This is a genomic window from Prevotella koreensis (assembly GCF_003977605.1).
Classification (GTDB): Bacteria; Bacteroidota; Bacteroidia; order Bacteroidales; family Bacteroidaceae; genus Prevotella; species Prevotella koreensis.
Window position 1 is genome coordinate 1,608,120 of sequence record NZ_RYYU01000001.1, and the last position, 21,266, is coordinate 1,629,385.

The 21,266-nt window shown below is 46.0% G+C and carries 12 protein-coding genes; 5 read left to right on the forward strand and 7 right to left on the reverse strand.

Going from position 1 to position 21,266, the window contains the following annotated elements; translation table 11 throughout:
• Positions 1 to 190: 190 nt before the first annotated feature.
• Positions 191 to 4,675 carry a carboxypeptidase regulatory-like domain-containing protein gene (locus tag EHV08_RS06860; RefSeq protein ID WP_126678661.1) on the forward strand — a complete coding sequence of 1,495 codons (4,485 nt, stop codon included), beginning with the start codon at positions 191 to 193 and terminating at the stop codon, positions 4,673 to 4,675.
• 121 nt (positions 4,676 to 4,796) lie between these two features.
• Here the strand turns inward: EHV08_RS06860 and EHV08_RS06865 are convergent, their stop codons facing one another.
• Positions 4,797 to 6,971 carry a leucine-rich repeat protein gene (locus EHV08_RS06865; protein WP_126678662.1) on the reverse strand — a complete coding sequence of 725 codons (2,175 nt, stop codon included), beginning with the start codon at positions 6,969 to 6,971 and terminating at the stop codon, positions 4,797 to 4,799.
• Between the two features lie 497 nt (positions 6,972 to 7,468).
• On the opposite strand from EHV08_RS06865, the gene EHV08_RS06870 reads away from it, so the two are divergent.
• Entirely contained in the window at positions 7,469 to 8,821 is a 1,353-nt protein-coding gene (locus EHV08_RS06870) for a hypothetical protein (RefSeq protein WP_126678663.1), read from the forward strand.
• Between the two features lie 170 nt (positions 8,822 to 8,991).
• On the opposite strand, the gene EHV08_RS06875 is transcribed toward EHV08_RS06870, so the two are convergent.
• Entirely contained in the window at positions 8,992 to 11,340 is a 2,349-nt protein-coding gene (locus EHV08_RS06875) for a TonB-dependent receptor (RefSeq protein ID WP_126678664.1), read from the reverse strand.
• A gap of 436 nt (positions 11,341 to 11,776) precedes the next feature.
• Here EHV08_RS06875 and EHV08_RS06880 point away from each other — a divergent pair, with 436 nt between their 5' ends.
• Positions 11,777 to 12,493, forward strand: coding sequence for a glycosyltransferase family 32 protein (locus EHV08_RS06880; RefSeq protein WP_126678665.1), 717 nt, complete (start codon positions 11,777 to 11,779; stop codon positions 12,491 to 12,493).
• Positions 12,494 to 12,553: 60 nt separating this feature from the next.
• Entirely contained in the window at positions 12,554 to 13,606 is a 1,053-nt protein-coding gene (locus EHV08_RS06885) for a glycosyltransferase family 4 protein (protein WP_126678666.1), read from the forward strand.
• A gap of 23 nt (positions 13,607 to 13,629) precedes the next feature.
• Here the strand turns inward: EHV08_RS06885 and EHV08_RS06890 are convergent, their stop codons facing one another.
• A complete protein-coding gene (locus tag EHV08_RS06890) occupies positions 13,630 to 14,403 on the reverse strand; it encodes a DUF5672 family protein (protein ID WP_126678667.1) in 774 nt (257 codons plus the stop codon).
• A 4-nt stretch (positions 14,404 to 14,407) separates the two neighbouring features.
• Entirely contained in the window at positions 14,408 to 15,166 is a 759-nt protein-coding gene (locus EHV08_RS06895; protein ID WP_126678668.1) for a lipopolysaccharide kinase InaA family protein, read from the reverse strand.
• A 384-nt stretch (positions 15,167 to 15,550) separates the two neighbouring features.
• Here EHV08_RS06895 and EHV08_RS06900 point away from each other — a divergent pair, with 384 nt between their 5' ends.
• Entirely contained in the window at positions 15,551 to 16,096 is a 546-nt protein-coding gene (locus EHV08_RS06900) for a hypothetical protein (RefSeq protein ID WP_126678669.1), read from the forward strand.
• Positions 16,097 to 16,396: 300 nt separating this feature from the next.
• Here EHV08_RS06900 and EHV08_RS06905 read toward each other — a convergent pair whose 3' ends face one another.
• Genes EHV08_RS06905 through EHV08_RS06915 form a run of 3 tightly spaced genes read right to left on the reverse strand, consistent with a single transcriptional unit; the run spans position 16,397 to position 21,249 of the window.
• Positions 16,397 to 19,198: a M16 family metallopeptidase gene (locus tag EHV08_RS06905; RefSeq protein ID WP_126678670.1), complete on the reverse strand. Its 2,802-nt coding sequence runs from the start codon at positions 19,196 to 19,198 to the stop codon at positions 16,397 to 16,399.
• An 18-nt stretch (positions 19,199 to 19,216) separates the two neighbouring features.
• Entirely contained in the window at positions 19,217 to 20,857 is a 1,641-nt protein-coding gene (locus tag EHV08_RS06910) for a DUF6850 family outer membrane beta-barrel protein (RefSeq protein WP_126678671.1), read from the reverse strand.
• Positions 20,854 to 21,249, reverse strand: coding sequence for a hypothetical protein (locus tag EHV08_RS06915; protein ID WP_126678672.1), 396 nt, complete (start codon positions 21,247 to 21,249; stop codon positions 20,854 to 20,856). The genes EHV08_RS06910 and EHV08_RS06915 overlap by 4 nt, the downstream gene beginning before the upstream one ends.
• Positions 21,250 to 21,266 lie beyond the last annotated feature (17 nt).

Genomic DNA, 21,266 nt, shown 5'->3' on the forward strand with positions numbered 1-21,266 from the left:
ATCTGCAATATTACAAATAAATAATGTAATACGCAAATAATTGCAAATATATAATAAGATTTCACAAACGCACATACCGCAATCCAATTTAAAAAGGAGTGCAACGTTACTATACAAATAATGAAAAATATCTATTTGAGAGAATTAAATTATATATTTACACATTTATTAATCTAAACCATTTTCTACAATGAAGAAATCTACTTTTTTCATGCTTCTTATGTGTCTCTTGATGATTGGTTCGAGAGCAGACGCACAAGTGGCTTACGGATGGAACCGCAACGACTCGCAAACGCCGGAGAACATCGGCCCGTGCAAGTTTGATGTGGGCAATCCATCGGGTTTCCAACTGCTGCGAACCCACGACTACGGCATACGTGCCGGAGCGTTTGCAGGCAAGAAGTACTACGTGCAGACTTGCGATAAGTCGGGCAACGACCCATCGCCGATGGCGTTCGGAACTTACGACTTTGACACTGGTACGTTCACTAAGATTGCCACCTGCAACAGCGATGACAAGTTCTACGACATGGCCTACGACTACAAGAACGGCATTATGTACGCACTGGGCAACGCCGGACGTGTGAGCAGGCTGTTGAAAATCGACCTCAGCAATGGCGAAGTGACCGAAGTTGCCGAACTATACCAAGAGTTCGTGGCAATCGCAATCGACCTGCAAGGGCAAATCTATGCTGAAAATCCGTACAGCGAACTCGTAAAACTCGAACTTGACGGCAACGAGGAGACTCTGAACAGTTGCGACTACTCGGCCAAAAGCGAACTGCAGTCGATGGGAATAGACCACAAGACCGGCAGACTATGGTGGGCAATACCCACAAGCAGAGAGGGAACGCAACTCCTGAACATTGACTTGAAAAGCGGATATTATGACACTAACGTGGAACTTACGGGCGAAAAGCAAATCGTAGGACTCGATTTCCCATACTCAAATGTAAAGGAGGGAGCGCCGGGAAAGGTTGAAAAACTTGAGATAACACCTGTCAGCGATGGCGCAAAAGAGGTTAATATCACCGTTAAAGCACCTCAAAACACTGTGGGAGGCGGCACTCTCGGAACATTCAAGATACACCTGCTGCGCGGAAACAAGGAGATTTTCTCGAAAGACAACGCAACGGCAGGCGAACTGATAACCACCAACGAAACACTGACCGCCAACGACCTATACACCTATAAAGCGTATGCTTCAAACAGTGAGGGCAACGGTGAAGAGACAGTGAAGCAGGTATATATCGGCGAGGACATTCCCGATGCGGTCACAAATATTCAACTTGAAAAGCAGACTGATGGCAGAAGTTGCAAAATGTCATGGACATCGCCAGCAAAAGGTATCAACGGCGGATATATCCCTGCCGGCATAAAATATGACATTACACGCCTGCCGGACAACGCCACAATAGCCGAAGGAATACAGGAAACAACCTTTACAGACAACACCGTGACACTGCTTGCCAACTACCGGTACAGAATAACACCGGTGGGTCGCGAGAAAGGAAAGGCGGCAATGTCTGAATTTATCATACTTGGAACGTCTCATCTCGCGCCATACCAATGTAAATTCACCAACGATGACATGCCTTTGTGGACTATCATCGACCGCAACCACGACGGTACGACATGGAAAAGACGCATGGCAAGCGAGGGTATATACTGCAGTTATAACGAAAAAATGGCCGGCGACGACTGGATTATTTCACGTCCGATCGCGCTGAAAGGCAACACCAAGTATAAAATAATGGTTACTGCTTCGGCCGCAAACCTCGAACTGATTGAGAAAATGAGCCTCTATTTCGGTAAAGGAGACAAGGAGGAAGACCTCACAGGATTTAAGGAGATAGGTAAGTTTGAGGTTGCCAATGAGGAAGGTCAGCGTGCCAACTACGTGGCCTACTATACTCCGACAGCCGACAACAATGAGAATTTCGCAATCAGAATGAACTCTGACCCGAATAAATTCCAACTCGAAGTCTTCGGCATCACGATAAAAGAGGCATCGGAGGGTTCGTTGCATGGCACCGTAAAGCATGACGGAGCAGCATTGCAGAATGTTGAAATATCTCTCAAAGACACCGACTTCTCTACAAAAACAAACGCCCAAGGCCAATGGACAATGACGAACATACCCGAAGCCGACTATACCCTTGAGGCACGAAAAGAAGGCTATGCACTGCATACACAACCGGTACAGGTGTCGTCTGAAGAAGACATTGACATTAATATAACACTGAACAAGATCGAGAAACTCACTGCAACAGGTAAAGTAACATTCTCCGATGGGGCTGCGCTGAAAGACGCGAAGGTGGTGATGACCGCCATAAACGGCACCGCAGAAACAACCAAGTATGTGGCCTATACCGACAATGAGGGTAAATACACGGTGGCGAACATCTACGAAGGTACATATCAACTCACGGCACAACACCCCGGCCTCATCAGCGAACAGGAGCAAGTTGCGATAACGAAAGACGCGACAACACTGCCTGTCATCGAACTGAAAGATAAGGCCGTGGCACCCCGCTTGGTCACTGTTACCGCACAGGATAACGCAGGAAACGTTAAATGGGAAGCACCGATAGACGTGGACTCTATTTCATATCATAAAGGTGCGGGAGTGGCTCACATAGGCGTTTTCTCATACACCGAGCGCAGCATTGTGGGCACAGTGTTCCGCAAAGACATTGCAATAACAGCCGTGAAGTGGCAGACCGATGAGTTCCGCGGTCCTCACAAGAACGTGGATTTGGTTATTTTTGCACTCAACAGCGAGGGTAATCCCACCAATACCATTCTCTACGAACAGAAAGGCATTGCCAATACCGACAACACATGGTGTCGCTACGAACTGCCTCAGCCGCTCGTTGTGAAAGGAGGTGCTCTCGTGGCATTCCGCTATAACGGATTCTTGAGCATGCTTGCCGATGCCGGTGTGAACAACGGACTTGAGTTCGAGCCTAACGTTCATGTCATGAACACCGACTATGCGAATGCCGCATTCGAGTATCTCGACCAGCACGACATGAAGAAGAACCTTCTCATCGGTATCGACTACGCCATGCTCAATGCCGATGGCACGGCCATTGCAAACACCCTGCAACGCCAAAAGCAATACAAGGTTTACAGAAAACTTGAGAAAGAGGGCGAGAACTGGCAGTATCTGGCATCAACAGACGTTGCCGTGCGTGAGTACAATGACGCACAATTCGGCACGTTGCCTATGGGTTATTACAGATATGCCGTAACGAGCGTTCTCGCTTCAGAGAAAGAATCGGGTATGGCAACATCCGGTCGTATAGGAAGAAATCTGCTTGCCGACGTGAATTTCAAAGTCAAGACAAACGCCAAACCACGCAACTCTTCACCGTTGATAACAATTAAGGCAGCAGACAACGACAACGCAACATTCACCGCAACGAAAAAAGACGGGGAAACATGGACAATCGGCGGAGTGGCAAAGAAGAAGTATTTGCTGCATGCAGAACTCGACGGCTTCGACGACATCGATGAAACACTGACCATCGAGGGCGAAGAAACAGAGTTCGACCACGAACTCAATTTCATCGAAAGACTGCTCCCTGCATATAACCTCAAGGCCGAAAAACAGGACGAAGCAGACAAGTGCTTGCTCTCATGGAACACCGACAACTTCATTTTCGATGGCTTCGAGTCATACGAACCTTTCACCGTGGAACCGGCAACAAAGGAGATGAACTGGATATATTGGGACATGGACAAAGCACAGACGGTGGAATTTGACAACCTCACGTTCAAACACATGGGCATTCCTATGTCCTACATGGCTTTCAATCCGTATCAGACAACGCCATCACTTGCATTATTCGATGCCGGCTCACTGCCTTATTCGGGAAGACAATACTTGGTGTCTTTCGGCAATCGCGGACAAGCAAACAACGACTTCATCTTCTCGCCGATACTCAATTTCACGGGCAAGGCCTCGTTCAAGTTTGTCATAAAGAACTTCACCAACGCTCTCGGAGCGGCAACAATCAAGGTGGGATACACCGAACAGGAATATCCCAAGACATTGAACGACATAGTATGGATAAGCCGGTCGATAAACGTTTCTGACAAGAACTGGCAGGAAATGACATTCGACGTACCGGAAAATGCAAAACGCATGGTGCTGCTGAACGAAACCCAAAAGGGATATTTCCTGATGATTGACAATCTCTTCGTGGGAGAAGAGACTCCGTATGCCGACGGAACGGTAAAGAAACCTATTGAAGACCGTGCCACATACGAGGTGAAACTTGACGGAAACATCGTGAACGGTGTCAATCAAAGCAATAAGAACGTGATGCTGACAGCATTGCCAAAAGGCAAACACACTGCCGAAGTGACCGCCGTTTACGAGTCGGGACGCTCGCAGACCAAGAGCATAACGTTCGAAACAGAGGGCGTGTCCGGCATTGATGAGATTGGTAATGACAAGCATCCGGAAGCATATATCAGCAACAACGGCAATCATGTTCACACCGGCGATGCCATAACATCTTGGGCTATATACGACTTCAAGGGTTCACTCATCAAGAAAGGAAACGAACACGACATCGACTTGAGCACCCTGCCGGCAGGCATCTACATAATGCAACTCAACGGCAAGACTGTCAGTGAGAGCATTAAGATAGTCAGGAAATAGGTTTGCTGTAGTCCTATAACTTTCACACATCGCCCCGTGTATAAGAAAGGGCATGATAAAAGCCATATCTTCACTTCGTCATGAAGCGCAGATATGGCTTTTTTATTTATGCCAAAACGCCTTATTTCACAACGATTTTACGTTTTTCGGCAGATGTACTCACTACATATACACCCTTTGCAAGACCGGTTGCGTCAAAAGAAACCGCACTTGCAGAGGCCTGTTTCTTGCCCACAACACGAGCATTTGCATCATACAGCACCACGTTCTCGCCACCGGCAAGACCTTTAACTTCGATTGCAGAAGAAGAAACCGTGAACGACACGCCGGCATTACTCTCGTTAATGGTCTGCACACTGCTGACAAACTCATCGTATGGCGTAGGCTTAACCACTCCGTAGTCTTCGATATTCATTGCGAAAATAGGCCATCCCTTGTCCTTTGCAATCTTAATATCAGCCGCTGTTGCAGCGTTCTGTTCAAGCGTAGGGTCTTTCTCTATCAGGTAAAGTCCCTGCAAGTTCATACCGAACCAGTCGTCCCACTCATCCGCAGAATAAGCCACATAGGTGGGCAATGCCTCCATGAAGGCGGTCATGTTCTCACCGTTGATGTTGTTGCGCTGCAACTCAATGTGCCTCAACTCGGAATTGGCAGCAAGTTTTATTGCCGTGAGAGCATTGTTGTAGCAGTTAACTTCGCGAACTTTCGCGTTGGCCGAGAGGTCGAGCGTTCCCGCAATCATGTTGTCTCGGCATACGAGTGATGCGAGTTCGGAGTTGTGAGACAAGTCAATAGCCTCCAACTGGTTGCCCCAACAACTAAAATCTATCAGTGCAGGCAGGTTCTCAAGATTCAAGTTGTTGATTTTGTTGCCGCCGCAATATATTGTTTTCAACGCACTGTTATTGCCGAGCACCAGTTCGGTGAGAGCGTTGTCGTCGCAGAAAAGTTCTTCAAGCAGTGGCGACTTAGACACGTCAAGACTCGTAAGACTGTCTGACGAACACTCCAGTTTAGAGATTGCTCCCTTGATAACGATATTCTTGTCGGTGATTTTGAAAGCCCCCGGAGAGTCATACTCTGCTCCGATTATTTCCAAAGGCTCCTCTGTCTTGATGCTGAGCGAGATGTATTCGCCTATTTCGCGCGATGTAGTCATCGTTACCTGCGGAATATCTTCCTCGTTATATGAGAGGAAAGCGTCTTTCCATTCAGCTGCCTCCTTATACTTGTCGAGGTGACCTGTCGGCACATAGAGATTCATTTTATAGTTTGGGAACATCACACCGAAGGCACCCGTTTCTGCTTCCGGCGGTGTGGTAGCCCTTACGTGCACTTCTGTCAGGCTCTTACAGTTATCCAGACAGCCTGCTTTCAGCAATGTTGCCGATGCGGGAATATAGATCTTTTGCAGGTTCTTTGCTCCGTAGCACATGCTCACAGGCAGCGTTGCCACACCATTGTTTATTCTCAACACCTTCAGTTTCTCCGCACAGTCGAATGCCGACATATATACAGTGGTAACGGTTTGCGGTATGATATACTTCGCACGAGGGTCTGCTTGCGGGTATGCCACGAGTGCCGTTGCATCATAAGTTAATAGTACACCGTCAATCACTTTGAAGTTTGTGCTCTTCTCGTCAACCTCGAACGATGCAAGGTCAACGCAACCACCGAACGCACTCTCACCAATCTTCTCCGTCTTTTCGTTGATGCTTACCTTGGTAAGGGCGGTACCATAAAACGAAGATACACCGAGAGACTTAAGAGACTCTGGGGCAACAAACTCCTTGATAACAGTTTTGTAGAAAGCCCTGTCGTCTATCTTCTCAAGAGAAGCGGGGAAATTCACCGATTCAAGAACCGCACAACTCATGAAGGCAGACTTGCCAATGCTTTGCAATCCTTCATAGAAAATCACTTTTTCAAGCACCTTACACTTAAAGAACGCTCTTTCGCCAACCTTCAAAAGGCTTGAAGGCATCACGATTTTCTTCAATGTTCTGTTAAGACTCATCGAGTAGTCAGGTATTGTGCCGGTCTCGTTTCCGTCGGCATCAACGATTGTTACTCCCGCCAAGTCGAGATTCGTGAGGTTCGTTATATTTGAAAACACCATAAAATCGGTATTATTCATTTTTCCGGTCACTGTCAGGTCGGTTATTTCCGACAGGTCTTCTCCCAAAAGAGTGCCCAATGTTCCGGGCGTTGTGACATTCACTGTCTTAGAACTCTGTGCACCGCTGGTAATCGCCACCATAAGTAGCACAAACAACATGTAGATTTTTCTCATTTTAATTTAAGTTTTAAAGTTAATAATTTGGTATTTTATAAGTAAGTGTTCAGTAAGAATAAATCATAATGAAAGAAAAGTAATAGGGCAACAATTCGAACAACATAGAGTGTAGAGACAGAAAAAAATATATAAAAAAGAAAATCATAATGTGTACCTGTGTAGGTTCAATATTCAAAGTTACCATTATCTTGTCTCCTTATTATATATATTATATGTCGTTGCAAATATAGTTTTTTTCATCAGAACTTCCAAAAAAATCACTCTCTATCTCTTGTGTTTTAAAAAAATCATTATCTTTGCAGGAGAACAAACAATCCGGAATTCAGAACTAAACAAAAGAATACGATGACACCAATACCGAAGATAACGGTAAGACATGGCATTCAAGTTGGCGATTCGTTTTAAAAACAATAAATAAAGTTAAACCAAAGTCTAAGCCCCTGATACGACTTCCCTCTCACATGAAAGAGGAACAAAGAGGGACATGAAAAGTTATGAAACAAAAACAACTTAAGAACATGCTTGTGGCTATTACCGCAATGTTAATCACAATGTTCGGCATGCCTCAAACGACACAGGCAGCCACCAAGTACGGATTCCATGTAGGAGGAGTGTATGTCACATCAGACAACTACACCAATATCACCGGAAACGACATCAAACCCTACGACGAAAACACCACCGACAATGCCGTGTGGTACGACCCCACCACTAACACGCTCTACGTCAAAAACACACGCATAGAACGTACGGGAGGTAGCAAGCAATGTATAGAGAACGAAACCAACGAAGGACTTACTATCATGTTCATCGGCAAATGCTATTTCAGATCAGAAAACTCCAAGGCAATACGTTTGGAAAGTAGTACAACACTAAAGGGAGATAAAGAAAACCCAAAACCCGAAATATATGCAGGCTCAAATGAGTATGAAGCAATATACATAGAGAACAATTCGCAGGTTACTATAGAAAATCTTTATATTAAGACAGAATCTGCCAAGAATCATGCTATACTTGGCGATGCTCAGGAGTCACTGGCACTAAAAAATGTAGATATTACTTGTTTTGGAACAGGAGATAACAAGTCTGCCGTAGCAAATTTCTTGGAACTTACACTCGAAAACTCACATATATCTACGGGTTCAAACGCAAAAAAGACCTACGGCATACGAGCGGACTGTTATCGCAGTATACCAAACATTGATTTACCTTCTCCAAAAATCTTTATATTTGGCACTTCTACTATTACCACTATGCACCCGGCAATACATGTGAATGGTGCCGTCTTTATAGAAGGTCAAAAAGATAGTAAACTTGAGGCAACAAGTTTATATGATTGCGCCATATACTTGGATTGGACATCAAGAAAAGTAGATGGTTATACACACATAAATAGTGGTTTCTTAAATATTCATTGCCTCAACTTTAAATTCAAAGGATTGTCTTCAGGAATACGTGGAAACAGGTATGAAGACCGCGAACGACCAACCCTAACCATAAGCCTATCATCAGGCATAGTGAAAGCAGAGGAAGCAGGGTCGGGAGTAATCACAAATATCGAAAATTTCGAGATATGTAATTGCAAGATAGAAGAACCTGAAGGAGCGTATTTTGATAAAGATAAGCACGCATTATGCGATGCCAACGGCAATGTTATAACAGATAAGGTAATATTTAGTAGTACTTCAAATTTCAATCCGACCGGTGTAGAGACAATTAATACATACCAACCCGCTGCCGTGTCAGAGATCTACTCTGCCGATGGTCGCCGTCAAAGCCAGATGCGATGCGGATTGAACATCATTCGCATGACAGACGGAACAACCAAAAAGGTAATAGTGAAATAAAGCAAAGCAATTAACAGACCACAAAGTAAACAATTTCTTATTTATGGTCTTGATTACTGAACTAATAACCGATTTGGGCTCGAACCCAAATCGGTTATTTAACTACTAAGGAAATGGCTCCTTATTAATAAACTTGTTTCCTGAACCAATTGGTAAGGGGTAAAAGAATATCAATACGAAATCTTCATTCCGACGAAGTAGCAGCGTGGTGAAGACGGCCCATAGATATATGCCGCATCGCGTTCCCAACCCTTATCAATGTCTTTCTGATATGCGTTCGTGATGTTTCTCACACCGCAGTTTATTTCCGCATTTATGGTTTTATACAACTTCAAGTCGTATGCCAGTTTGATATTCAGCACCGTAAAACTTGGAGTATTTACCGCAACAGGGGCACTTACACCCGACCCTGCGGCATGACCAACGAGCATTCCTCCGGTATAGTTGCCCGTTATGGCAGCAGAGAAATTCTTCACAGGAGTGATATTGGCCGTGAAATATCCATATACATCAGGCGTTCTGAGAAATCTTTTCTCGGCCGGCGCGTTCTCATCCCACACCACAGCCTCTCGATATTCGCTTTTCTGTAAAGTAAGTCCGGCCTGAAGTTGAAGCCATCGGTTGAAAACGGCCTTTCCTTCAAGGTTTACTCCTATCACGGTTGCACGGTTTGCGTTATATCGCTCGATGATACCGATGCCGTTTTCGTCGGCCTTATCGAGTTTTCGCGTTGCAAAAACATCATCTAATACTGTGAAGAATCCTTCCACGAGGAGGTTTGTTTGTACTTTTCCGAAACTATGATATGTGTCGGCAGAAAGGCTTATGCTGTTCGATCGCTCTTCTTTCAGATCTTTGCTGAGAACCGTCTTGATGCGTTCTCCACCTGCGAGAGTAGTGTGTAAGTCCTCATCGAAAGCCTGCGGAGCACGAAATCCACCGGCATAGGTGAGTCTGAGGTTGATGTCTTGCGTGGGATTGTATCGCAAATTCACGCGAGGGCTGAATATGAGGTGTCTTATTAGGTTGTGTTTGTCAAACCGTCCGCCCAGCAACAGACTCCATTGTTCTGTTTTCCATTCGTTTTGCAAGAACATGCTTGCCGTACTTGCTTTCTGTTTTGTCAGCGTTCCGTAGCCAAGAGAGCGGTCTGTGAGGTTGTCATGACTATATTCTGCTCCAACGGTGAGTCCTGCCGGCATGAATAGTAGTCGTGAAAAATTATGCACAAACTGTATTCCTGTCATGATATTGCAGTCGTGTGTCTTGCTGTAAGCCTTCAAAGCCTCTGCTCGTTTTTCTTCAGAATCATCGCCTGTGCCGCCGTAGTAACTCTTTCGCGACACCGTTTCGAACGATGCAAAGACAGAAAGATGATTGTCTCCGTCGTTCGTAAATAGGTCGTAACCAAGACTTCCGCCGTTTATATTATGATCGAGTTGCTCGGCGATATTGGCCTCGTGTGCCGGCAGATACAGTTTGTTACCACCACGTCGGAACTCGCTCTGAGAATGATAGTGTAGCGAGAGTTTAGAATAAGTGCTCAATCGCAGGAACGAACTCAGTCCGATGGTCTTATTGATAAGTTTCGGCAGGTCGGTGAATCCGTCGTTGTCACGGTCGTAACCGCCTCGTTGTCTGCTGTGTCCGTAGATAGACATTCCCGCCTTATTATTGTCGGCCACTATCGATACGTTTGCCGTTGTATTGTTCTCGAAAGCATTAAAGCCCTCGAAAGCACTGAACGAGTGCGACAGGTCGGCAGAGTTGCCCCTCGGTTCCTTTGTGATGATATTAATTGTTCCGCCTATTGCCGACGAGCCATACAGTGCAGAACCACCTCCTCTCACCACTTCCACGCGTTCTATCATATTCGCCGGTATCTGCTCCAGTCCGTAAACACCCTGCAATGCCGAGAACACCGGGCGCGAATCAATTAGAATTTGCGAGTAATGACCATCGAGACCGTTGATGCGCACTTGTGAAAATCCACAGTTCTGACAGTTGTCTTCGGTGCGCACACCGGGCTGAAAGTTGAGCCCTTGAGCAAGACACACCGAATGTGTTAGGTCGAAGATATGATTGTCAATAACGCTCACAAGCGTCGGAGCATTGCGCCGCAATGACAGATTGCGGTTTGCCGATACCACAACCTCATCGAGCGATATTTCGTCTGCTTCGAGAACGAAGTCGAAAACATGATTTGACGTAGTGGTAATATTGATTTTCTGTTCCTTGCTTCTATAGCCCACGGCTCTTACTTCCAAGGTCTGTTCGCCCACAGGGAGTCCTCGCAATGAGAACTTACCATTGATGTCGGTCTCGCATGCGAGCATCGTTCCTCTCACTGTCACGGTGATGTGTGGCAGGGTATTTCCGGTTTCCTTGTCGGTCACGGTTCCTGTCACTTCGTTCATTACAGGTTTTGCTGTTGCTGTGGCAATGAACAGGCAGCAGAAGATGGCAGAAATGATACTTTTCATTTTGCCTTGTTTCGTTTTATTTGTTCTTTTTTCCATTTTTATTTATTAAGTTTGTGTGAGTCTTTTTCTTGTCGTACAAGTGTCTGTCTCACTAATTTTTATTAATATTTTATTGGTAACAGTATTCATTCTCCGATGCCTATTATTTGTGATTGACAATTTTTGAAGTTTTTCCAAACACCATTTCAGGATACATTTCCTTATTGCTTTCAACATCTCTCCAAATAATATAAAGCACTGTATATCTGCGAATAATGATAATTTGGAGCACAAAAGATATCGCCTCTATTACCTTTTATCAAAGATAAAGCATTCTTTCAGCCCACGCAATACTTATATAATGTGATTTTCAAAACACGACATACCTATATATGTGGATAGGCTTTATTTTTCGATAAAACAAGTTTGTAATGTGCGAAAGATTATGTAATTTTGCAGCCGATAAATTAAAAGTGTACGATAAAGCAACACCATGATACCCCAAAAAATCCACTTGTGCTGGTTCAGTGATAACCCTTTCCCTGCCGAAATAAAAGCATGCATACGCTCATGGCAGAAGCACATGCCCGAATATGAAATCCGGCGATGGACAATGGCAGATGCCAAGGCTATCGGTTTCGACTTCATAAACGAGGCTTTGAAACACCGCAAGTGGGCGTTCGCTGCCGATGCGGTGCGCTTCTATGCAGTATATACCGAGGGCGGAATCTACATGGACAGCGACATTTTGCTCTATCGGGGTTTCCAAGAACTGATACCGGAGCACGGCTTTGCCACTTTCAATGAGAAGATTGACCATGAGGACACGCCTTTCTCGCTGCAAGCCGCATTCTTCATGGCAGAAAAAGGCAATGAATATTGCAAGGAAATGACGGATTATTACCGCACACATCATTTCGAACGCGAGGACGGAACGATAGACCAGACCGTATCGCCAATGATCATGGCCGCCGTTGCCGAGAAGTATGGAGCAAAACATTCGCTTGACATATTGCGCCTCGCCGGTTTCACGGTCTATCCCACCGACTATGTTGCACCGCGTAAAAGATATGAGCGAAAAGATGTAACTTTCGCGCGACATCTTGTGAACCATAGTTGGAAAAACGACCAGAAACTCGGACGAAAGATAGAGAAATATATCAAGCACAAGTACCATGAAATGAAATATTTACTCTTAAAGAGGTATTGATTGCATCTTACAGGTACTCAATCCTATTCTACAAACATTAAAACATACAATAAGATAAAGATGAAGAATATAGCCGTAGATTTAAGGTTCCTCGACTATTACACCGGTTTTGGAGACATCTGCCGCAACTATGCGCGCCGTCTTGCCGCTGTCAACGACCCTGACTTGCATTTCATTTTCATGATTCCCGAAGCACATATCGGTACGTTCGGAGACTCTGTGTCATACATCTCATCCGAGAATCCGGAACAGGACATCATCGACAAGGGACTGAAAATTGACCTTTGGCACAGCACTGACCAGATGTATGAATACTATTATAAATCACCCGAATGCACTCACCTGCTCACCATACACGACCTTAACTTCCTCTATGAGAAGAAACATTTCCACCGTTGGAAACGTATGTGGCGTTTCAGAAGACGTGTCAAGGAGGCCGACTACATATCGTTCATATCGCATTTTGCAGAAAACGATGTGGATCGTATATATGGTTTGAAAGACAAACCTCACTGCGTGATATACAACGGCATCACTCCTGTGGGCGACAAAGAGGGTGTGAAGCCGGCATTTGTGGAACATGAGGACGGTAAATTCTTCTTCGCAATAAGTCAGATACGCCGTAAAAAGAATTTCCATACACTCGTTCCGATGATGCAGCATTTCCCCGAACACAACCTATATATCTGCGGTGACGACGAGTTCAGATATGCCAAAGAGATACGCAAACTCATCAGCAAGTTAGGTATCGACCGCGTGAAACTGACCGGACGAGTGTCTGAAGACGAGAAAACATGGCTGTACCGCCATTGTGACGCATTCCTTTTCCCAAGCAAGGCAGAGGGATTCGGTATCCCGGTGATAGAGGCAATGCAACAGGGATGCAAGGTTTTCTCTTCCAAACTGACGAGCCTGCCGGAGATATGCGGCCCGCATGCCACTTATTGGGACAACTTCGATGCTGCCGACATGGCAAAGGTGGTGAAAGAGGGCTTGTCAAAGGATGATCAACATCTTGCTAATGAGCGCAAGGAATATGCCCACCGTTTCAATTATGACAAATATACGGCAGAGTATATCCAACTTTATAAAAATATATTGTGCAATAAGTAGTTGCGTTGAGTAAAGGCCAACGTTCAGCAATCTTTGATGAAACGTTTCCAGAAACCCCACCTGCTGCGTTGCCGATAACCGTGACAGCCCATCGGGAGGCGTTTGCCGAGTTTCCTATAACACACCGTTGGCTTCACGTCTATTGAGAAAGTCACGGCCTCTTTGGCCGTTGGAACCCTCAATTCGGTGGCTACGAGAGCGAAGAAAACATCTTCGTTGTGCAACGCCATGGGTTTCTTAAGAAACTCATCTACTGTCTTGGCGTGATTCTCGCATGCCGATATGAACGAAGCAACACGACGAAGCGACAAGCCACCGTTGCCTACATGTCCGTAGAGATCGCTGTTTAGCATTTTGCTTGGGGATGTCAGTCTGCGGCGCAGTGCTGTAAAAGTGCTGAATGGGAAATACGAAAAAACCGGCCAAGTAACCCAAGGCGCGGCGACATGGTCAAAGGGACGCGATATCCATTTGTCCATTTCGTCGCGGAATATCCAAGCATCGGTTTGGCAGATGAGAATGAACTCGCAGTCTGAAAATATGCGATAGAAGTCTGCCGACATCATCATGGCATTGTATCCGGCAACCCCACGCTTCGTACCTAACCACTCATCGCTCACTTCCACTACCTCTGCCTGCGGATATTTCTTTTCCATCCACGAAATGTCAAGGCCCTTGGGTTTCAGCAATACCACCGTCCAACGGCTCAACATGCGTATGTTGTTATCCATTGCGCCCTCCTCTTCGGGTTTCAGTGTGGCGCGGTAAACAGGTATTATTATCTTCAGTTTATTCATGTTATTATACGTCTATCTTGAAAGGAAGTTTGTCCTTATCCTTGTAATGTATCCAAAAACTGCGGCGCTGTTGCATTATTTCTTTTTCGCAGGTATCTTCATCAAAACCGCGTGAGCGTGCATAACTGCGCACCATTATGGCAATGAGTTCGCGCGAACCCCACATTTTCTTCATGTTCCGGCAGCCTTCCGTCATACTCACATGACCGAAGCGCATGCGGTTAATGTCCACCAAACTGAAATGGAAAGTGCCATCAGCGTCAACAAACCACAGGATATTGCCCGGAGTGTAGTCAAGATGCATTATCCGGGCATCGTGAAGCCGCGCCGTGAAACTACCTAATGCTTCCATAAGTGATGCACATTCTGCGGTGCTCTTGTTTGCCACCTCGTACATTGTGTGACAGTCGCGGCACTGTATGCTCACGAAGAACGAGAAATCTATCAATCCGGCAACACGCTGTTCGATATATGCCACCGGTTCGGGGGTGTCGATACCTGCCGACAACAGACGTTCGGGATATTCGAACGCACGTCTGCCCTTTGCCTTACGAAGACCCAATGAGTAAATCAGCGAATTGGGGAAATGCGGTTTATGGTAACGCTTCACGTTGAGAACAAGTCCTCCGGGCGCATCCATCACCTTTATTACATTACGCAGATTGTAAATCTCACAACCCTCGTCACAGAACTTTCCGGGCATAGTTTCGAGCCATTGGCGCAGTCCTTCGTACTTCGGATTTATGAGCATTGTTGTCTTCATGACTGCAAAGGTAAAGGAAACGAGAGAGAAAACAAAAATTAATGTGGAAAAATTAAGGAATTCGGGTGGAAGAAGACAGGGAGTTTAGACGTAAAGAAGTATAGGAGTTCAGACAAAACTATCGTTGACAGATTAAGATTTTTATTGAATTTTGCGTTAAATTTTGTCAAATACATCGATAGTATAGAAAATTTTAGTAATTTTGTCACCGTTAACTAAAGCGGATTTTGTTTATATTTTGTTGATTTCAAACTAACAAAAAGGTGCAATAATTTCCGCATGTTACCAAATTTCATGATGAATTTTTTATCCAAAACTCGCGTATATTGTATGTAAACCCTAATTATTAACCCTAATTATTAACCCTAATTAATTAAAAAAATTATGAGAAAAGTTATTTTTAGTTTTATGGCCATCATGATGAGTGTGGTATTATTCAGTGCTTGCAGCAACAAGTCCCAAGTATTGAAAGATGCAGTGGAAAAGGCAAAACAAGAAGCCGGTATTCCTAAAACAGAAAATGGTGTAACCATTGCAGACATCCGTTTCAACGAGGCAACCAACACTGTTGAGTATGTCTGCGAATTACCAATGGAAGTTTTCAAGCAATTCCAGAATATTGCCGCTCAAGAAAACTACAAAGATGTCTTTATCTATTCCAAGAAAGATGATGCTTCTCTGAAAGCACTTGCCAAACTTCTTCTTGATGTCAATGGTAATCTCAAGTTCACCTATAAGACTGAAGGAACTGACGCTCCTATCGAACTGTCTTATGATAGCACTGTACTGAAGAAACTTGTTGACGGTACTCTGCCTGAGGCACAACTCCAACCAGCTCAGGAGCAGGGCAATGAGGCTTCAGAAGAAGTTTCAGAAGATGCTCAAGAAGGCGCTCAAGAGGATGCCCAAGAAGGTGAGGTAGAGGAATAAAATCATATTGCCATAGACTTTAATTTTTAAGGAATTAAGGAGTGAAGGAGTAGAGTAGTTTAGACAATAGTCAAGTTAAATGATTGCTATAAAAGGTTACAATCAATGATTATGTTCTATAAACTCCCATACTCCTTCATTTTTATACTCCTAAAAATCCCCCTCTCCTCTTCAAAATAGCCTAAATTGCCACGCAAATTGGGCGAAATTGAAAAGCAAATTGGGCGAAATTGGTCAGCAATTTCGCCCAATTTGTTTTATGCTTTATATCCTATTACAGTGTTTAAGGTTACGGAGCGACTATTCCGGAAGCATTGTCACCTGTATGCAACGGTTGCTCGCCATGAGTTGGCGGCACAATAGTCGTATGTCTTCGGTTGTCAGTGCCTCTATGCGTTTGCAGTAGTCGCGGTCTGAGTCGATGCCGTAACGCAGTTCGTTGTATTTCACGTCTTCCCAATAACCATTCATTACTTTGGCTTGTCCGTATGTTTTCAGTTCATATTCCTTTACTTTCTGCAAATCCTTTTCGTCCGGACCGTTGGCAGCCATAGCATACAGTTGTTCATAGATTATAGGAATCAAGTCGTCATATTTCTCCGGGTCGGTGCGGAAATTGATGTGCACGAAAGCCTCGTTTACAGGGAATTGCTGCATCGAACCTCGTATGCTGACACCGTATGTACCACCTTTCTCCTCACGAACTTTCTCGGTATATACCATTCTCATCAACTGACAGAGCACATCGATGCGCATGTCGTTGTCTGCGTTATATTCCATCGGAGCCGTCAGATAGATATTTGTAAGAGCCGAGGGTGTGGCCTGTTGCTTTGTGAATACATGTGTTTCGTTCACCTTACGTATGTTCACTCCGCGGTCTATGAGTTGCTCGCGGGTGTCGTTTGCCGGCAGTGAAGCAAGATAACGGCACAGCAGCGGGCGCAGTTTCTTCATCTCGATGTTGCCCGTCAGTATCATACAGAAGTCACCGGCATTGGCAAACCGTTCACTGTAAATCTGCATTATGCGGTCGTGACTCACTTTTCCGAGATCCTCTTTCCTCATGGGAATCTGTCGAGGGTGGTTGCCATAGAGAATGCTTACAACGGAGTCATTATACTGCACGCTCGGGTTGGCATCGCGGTTTGCGAGGAACGAAACCTGTCTATTCATCAAACTCTTGAACGCAGCATCATCGCGTCGCGGAGCAGTGAAATACAAGTGAGTGAGTTGGAGCATTGTCTCGAAGTCTTTTATGCTGCTCGAACCTCTCATACCCTCCGTATTATCGGCCACGAAAGGTTTCACGTTGGCCTGTTTTCCGGCAAGCATCTTGTCGAGAACACGCTCGCTGAAGTCTGCCACGCCCGAACTTTCTATAACCGACTCCAAGTATTGCATCGACGGAACGTCGCTGTCCGGATAGACATTTCGACCACCCAAAGAAAACAGTTTCATGGAGATGTTGTCTGCCTCGAAGTCGGTGCTGCGGGCATATACACGCATGCCGTTAGACAGAACGAACTCCCGATAACCGTTGCTCACCTCTTTCTCTGACACTATCTTTCCGCTTTTCGGCAGTTTTGTCATCAGTTTTGTCGGTACTCGCTCCTCTTTCGGTGCATCATATTTCTTTGCCTGTGCTGCGAGTACGGCAGTCTCTATCTCCTCTTCAGTAGGAAGAACGAAGCCATCTTTGTCCGGGCCGTACAGCGTCACCACCTGATTCTTGTCGCTTATCATCTCAAGCACCATTCGGTTGACATCTTCCACAGTCACACTCTTATCGAGACGCTTCACGATTTGCAGTTCCTGTTCGGGCGAGAGCAGTGGTTCGCCGTTGGTGAAGTTGCTAAGGCAGCGTCTCACATATCTACCGTTGCGCTCTTTGTTGCGCTCGGCATAAGTATTTTCCGCCCATCTCATCAGTTCGGCCTTAGCCCTGTCTATCTCGCTTTGTGTGAAACCATGTTGGCGTGCACGCTCCATTTCTGCCACCAATGCCGTTATTCCACCTATAACGTTGTCCTGTTTGCACGATACGAAGCCGTTTGTTGCGTCCTTGGTTCTTGAAAGGAAGAACGAACCATCGCGCAATGATGCCGACATAAACGGAGGGTCAACCTGCTCGGTCAGTTCCTGTAGACGCTCGTTGAGCGCATGCTTCACTATGTCTGTGAGATAACCATCGCGGTAGTAAGCCTCAGTGTTACGTTCTTCGCGCGGTGTCACATCGCGCTTCATGTAGAGCGTGAAGAGCGTTATGGGTTGTTCGGCATCCTGTTTACGGAAAACAATCATCTTCTCGTTGTCGTTCACGGGATAATACACACGCTCTGCGGGGTTCTCAGGCATCGGAATGGGCGAGAAGAGTTCTTTTATTTTCTTCTCTATCATGTCAACGTCTATGTCGCCAACCACGATTACTGCCTGCAAGTCGGGTCGATACCATTTGTGGTAGTAGTCGCGCAGGTCTTGATATGCGAAGTTATCCACCACGTCCATTGAGCCAATGGGCAGACAGTCCTCATATTTCGTACCTTTATATATCACCGGCTGCGCCTCTTCCATCAAGCGTTGCATTGCCATTCCTGCTCGCCGTGTGCGCCATTCCTCGTGTATCACTCCTCGCTCTTTGTCAATCTCATCGTCGCGCAGCAACAACGAGTGACTCCAGTCGTGCAGTATCAACAGGCATGTGTCGGCCACTCCGGCCTTATCCACAGGCGCAGCAGATATGTTATACACTGTCTCGTCCACACTGGTATATGCGTTAAGATTGGCTCCGAACTTTATTCCTTTACGCTCGCACCACTCCCTCAGTCCGCCTTTCTCAGCCCCCGGAAAGTGCTCCGTGCCGTTGAATGCCATGTGCTCGAGGAAGTGTGCCAGTCCTCTTTGCCGCGGTTCTTCGAGTATCGAGCCCACTCGTTGCGCGATATAGAAGTCAGCCACGTTGGCCGTCTGCTTGTTGTGACGTATGTAATATGTCAATCCGTTCGACAATTTACCCTTACGTATGGTAGGATCTTGTGGCAATTGCTGTGCCTTTGCGGTCAGCGTGGCCGTTGCTACGGCAAGCAATAAAAGTAGTTTCTTCATAATGCTTATTTTGTTGTTTTAAAAAGTTATTCCCATTGAGGCATGCAGTGCGTAGCCGTTGTTGCTGCCTCCCACGTTGTTTTTTCTGTATTCTGTCCGCGTTTCGGCAAAGAGTCCCATTCCGTTCATGAACTTCGGCATCCATTCTGCGTGCAATCCGAATGAAAGTTGGGTGTAGGAAGCCAGCGCATGTGCCACGCATCGCTCTGTCATTCTTTTCTTTGCTGCCGCCACATTGTCTTTCAGGGGTGAGATATAAGAATAATCCGTGGTTGTTGTGAACGACCCTGAAACATTCTTATCATACCTGCCTTCCACGTCTGCTACCACGAGCCATCGTCTGCCTTTTGCCTGCCATTGAAGCGTTGCACCGAAATGATTACGGCCGAAGTTGAGTTCGCTGTGCGGATAGGCATACGATGAAGAGTGGCGTTGATGCCCTCCTTGAATAATAAGGGCGAGTATATGGTTGCTCCCTAACGCGATGTTTGCCATTGTTCCGAGATAAATGTCGGTGAAACGATTGCCATACATCGTAAGATAACCACGCACAACATACTCGTTGGCGATAGATTCTCCGCCTATAATTTCGTCTCCTCGTCGTTTCTCACCATTCATTCCGAGCCATAAGGCCATGCCGGTCTGGCTCATGGACGAGCCTTTCATCATGCTCTTCCATCCCACCCTCGCTTGCCATCGGGTGACATAAAGACGGCTGATGGGCAGGGCATTGAGGCTCGACAGTATGCGTCTGTAAGGTGTATATTCGTAACTTGCCGCGAGTATCACGCCCCCTTTCCTCGCTGCGGGTCTTATGGCGAAGTCTGTTCCGCAGCCTGTCGCCTTGTAATATGCCTTGTTGTTCGTGCCCGAAAAACGCTCATACCAGTTGCCAAGTCCCGACATCTGATATTCGGGAACAGCCCCTTCCTCGCGGAAAAACTCAACAGAGTTTGTCTGCTTGTATAGTTTCAGCGTTGTTCCGAGTGCCAGAATGTGGTTCATTATGCTGCGACTTATTCCGATTCGGGCATTCAGGTCGGTCACTATTCCGCGCATTCGCGGGTCGCTGACACTCCATTCGTGCTCTGCCCTGAATGTCAATTCCTCGCCTATCGTCCATTGTCCGAAGCGCGTTGCACACCCACCTTTAAAGGCATAACGCTCGGTGTTGCGGTCACTGCGTATGGTATCGGCCAGCACATAAGGATAAATGGTGCTCCAGTCTGACGACGTATTCCATTCCACATTGTCACGACGACCATTCTGATAAGATGCCTCGCCCCATACCACCGTCATCGAACGGCGCAATCGTTCGGCGGCATTGTCTTTGCCATAGAGTCTTCGGTAACTCGCCGCCCTTATGCCAATGTTGTATAGAGCATTTCCTTCCTGCATCACGAAAGCCTCATCCTCACGCCGTTTGTCGGCATATATGCCCAAGTTTCCGTATGTTGAGCCATAGTCGTCGAAGTGAAGCGCAGAGTTATGGAACCAAGAGTTTTGTGTGTTAATGAAAAGGTTGTGATGTTCTGCGGAATGTTCGGGACTGCAAACAACTGAGTCGGGCACTCCGAAAACCTGTTCCCCAGCAACCGAAGAACTTGCCGGAATGACGGCAGTGACGAGTAATGCAAGGCATAGATTTCGTGTTGTCATTTGAATAACTGTATGTCCATTTTCACTTTTGACGGTTTGTCGAGCACCTCCACGTAACTGTTTGCTGCGCGAAAGCGATATACCTTGCGTCGCCCGCCATTTATTTTCACTGCCACTTTACCATCGACCGTTATGTTATACGGTCCGCGCATCACCTCCGGGAATATCACGCTGATGCTGTCCCACCGGTCTTCGGTCCATGTGAATTTGTTAGTAAGGCACTGCATCGACACCGTTCCCTTTGCTTGCAGCACCTCGATGGTGTCAGGAGCGGCCAATGTCACCTGCACAGATGTCGTCACATCATCGTTATGCTCCGGCTCACAGGCATTGAACAGAGCCGTGAGCCAGAGACATAAGATTACTGTTGATATGTTTCTTTTCAATATCATGCTATATGCTTAGGATT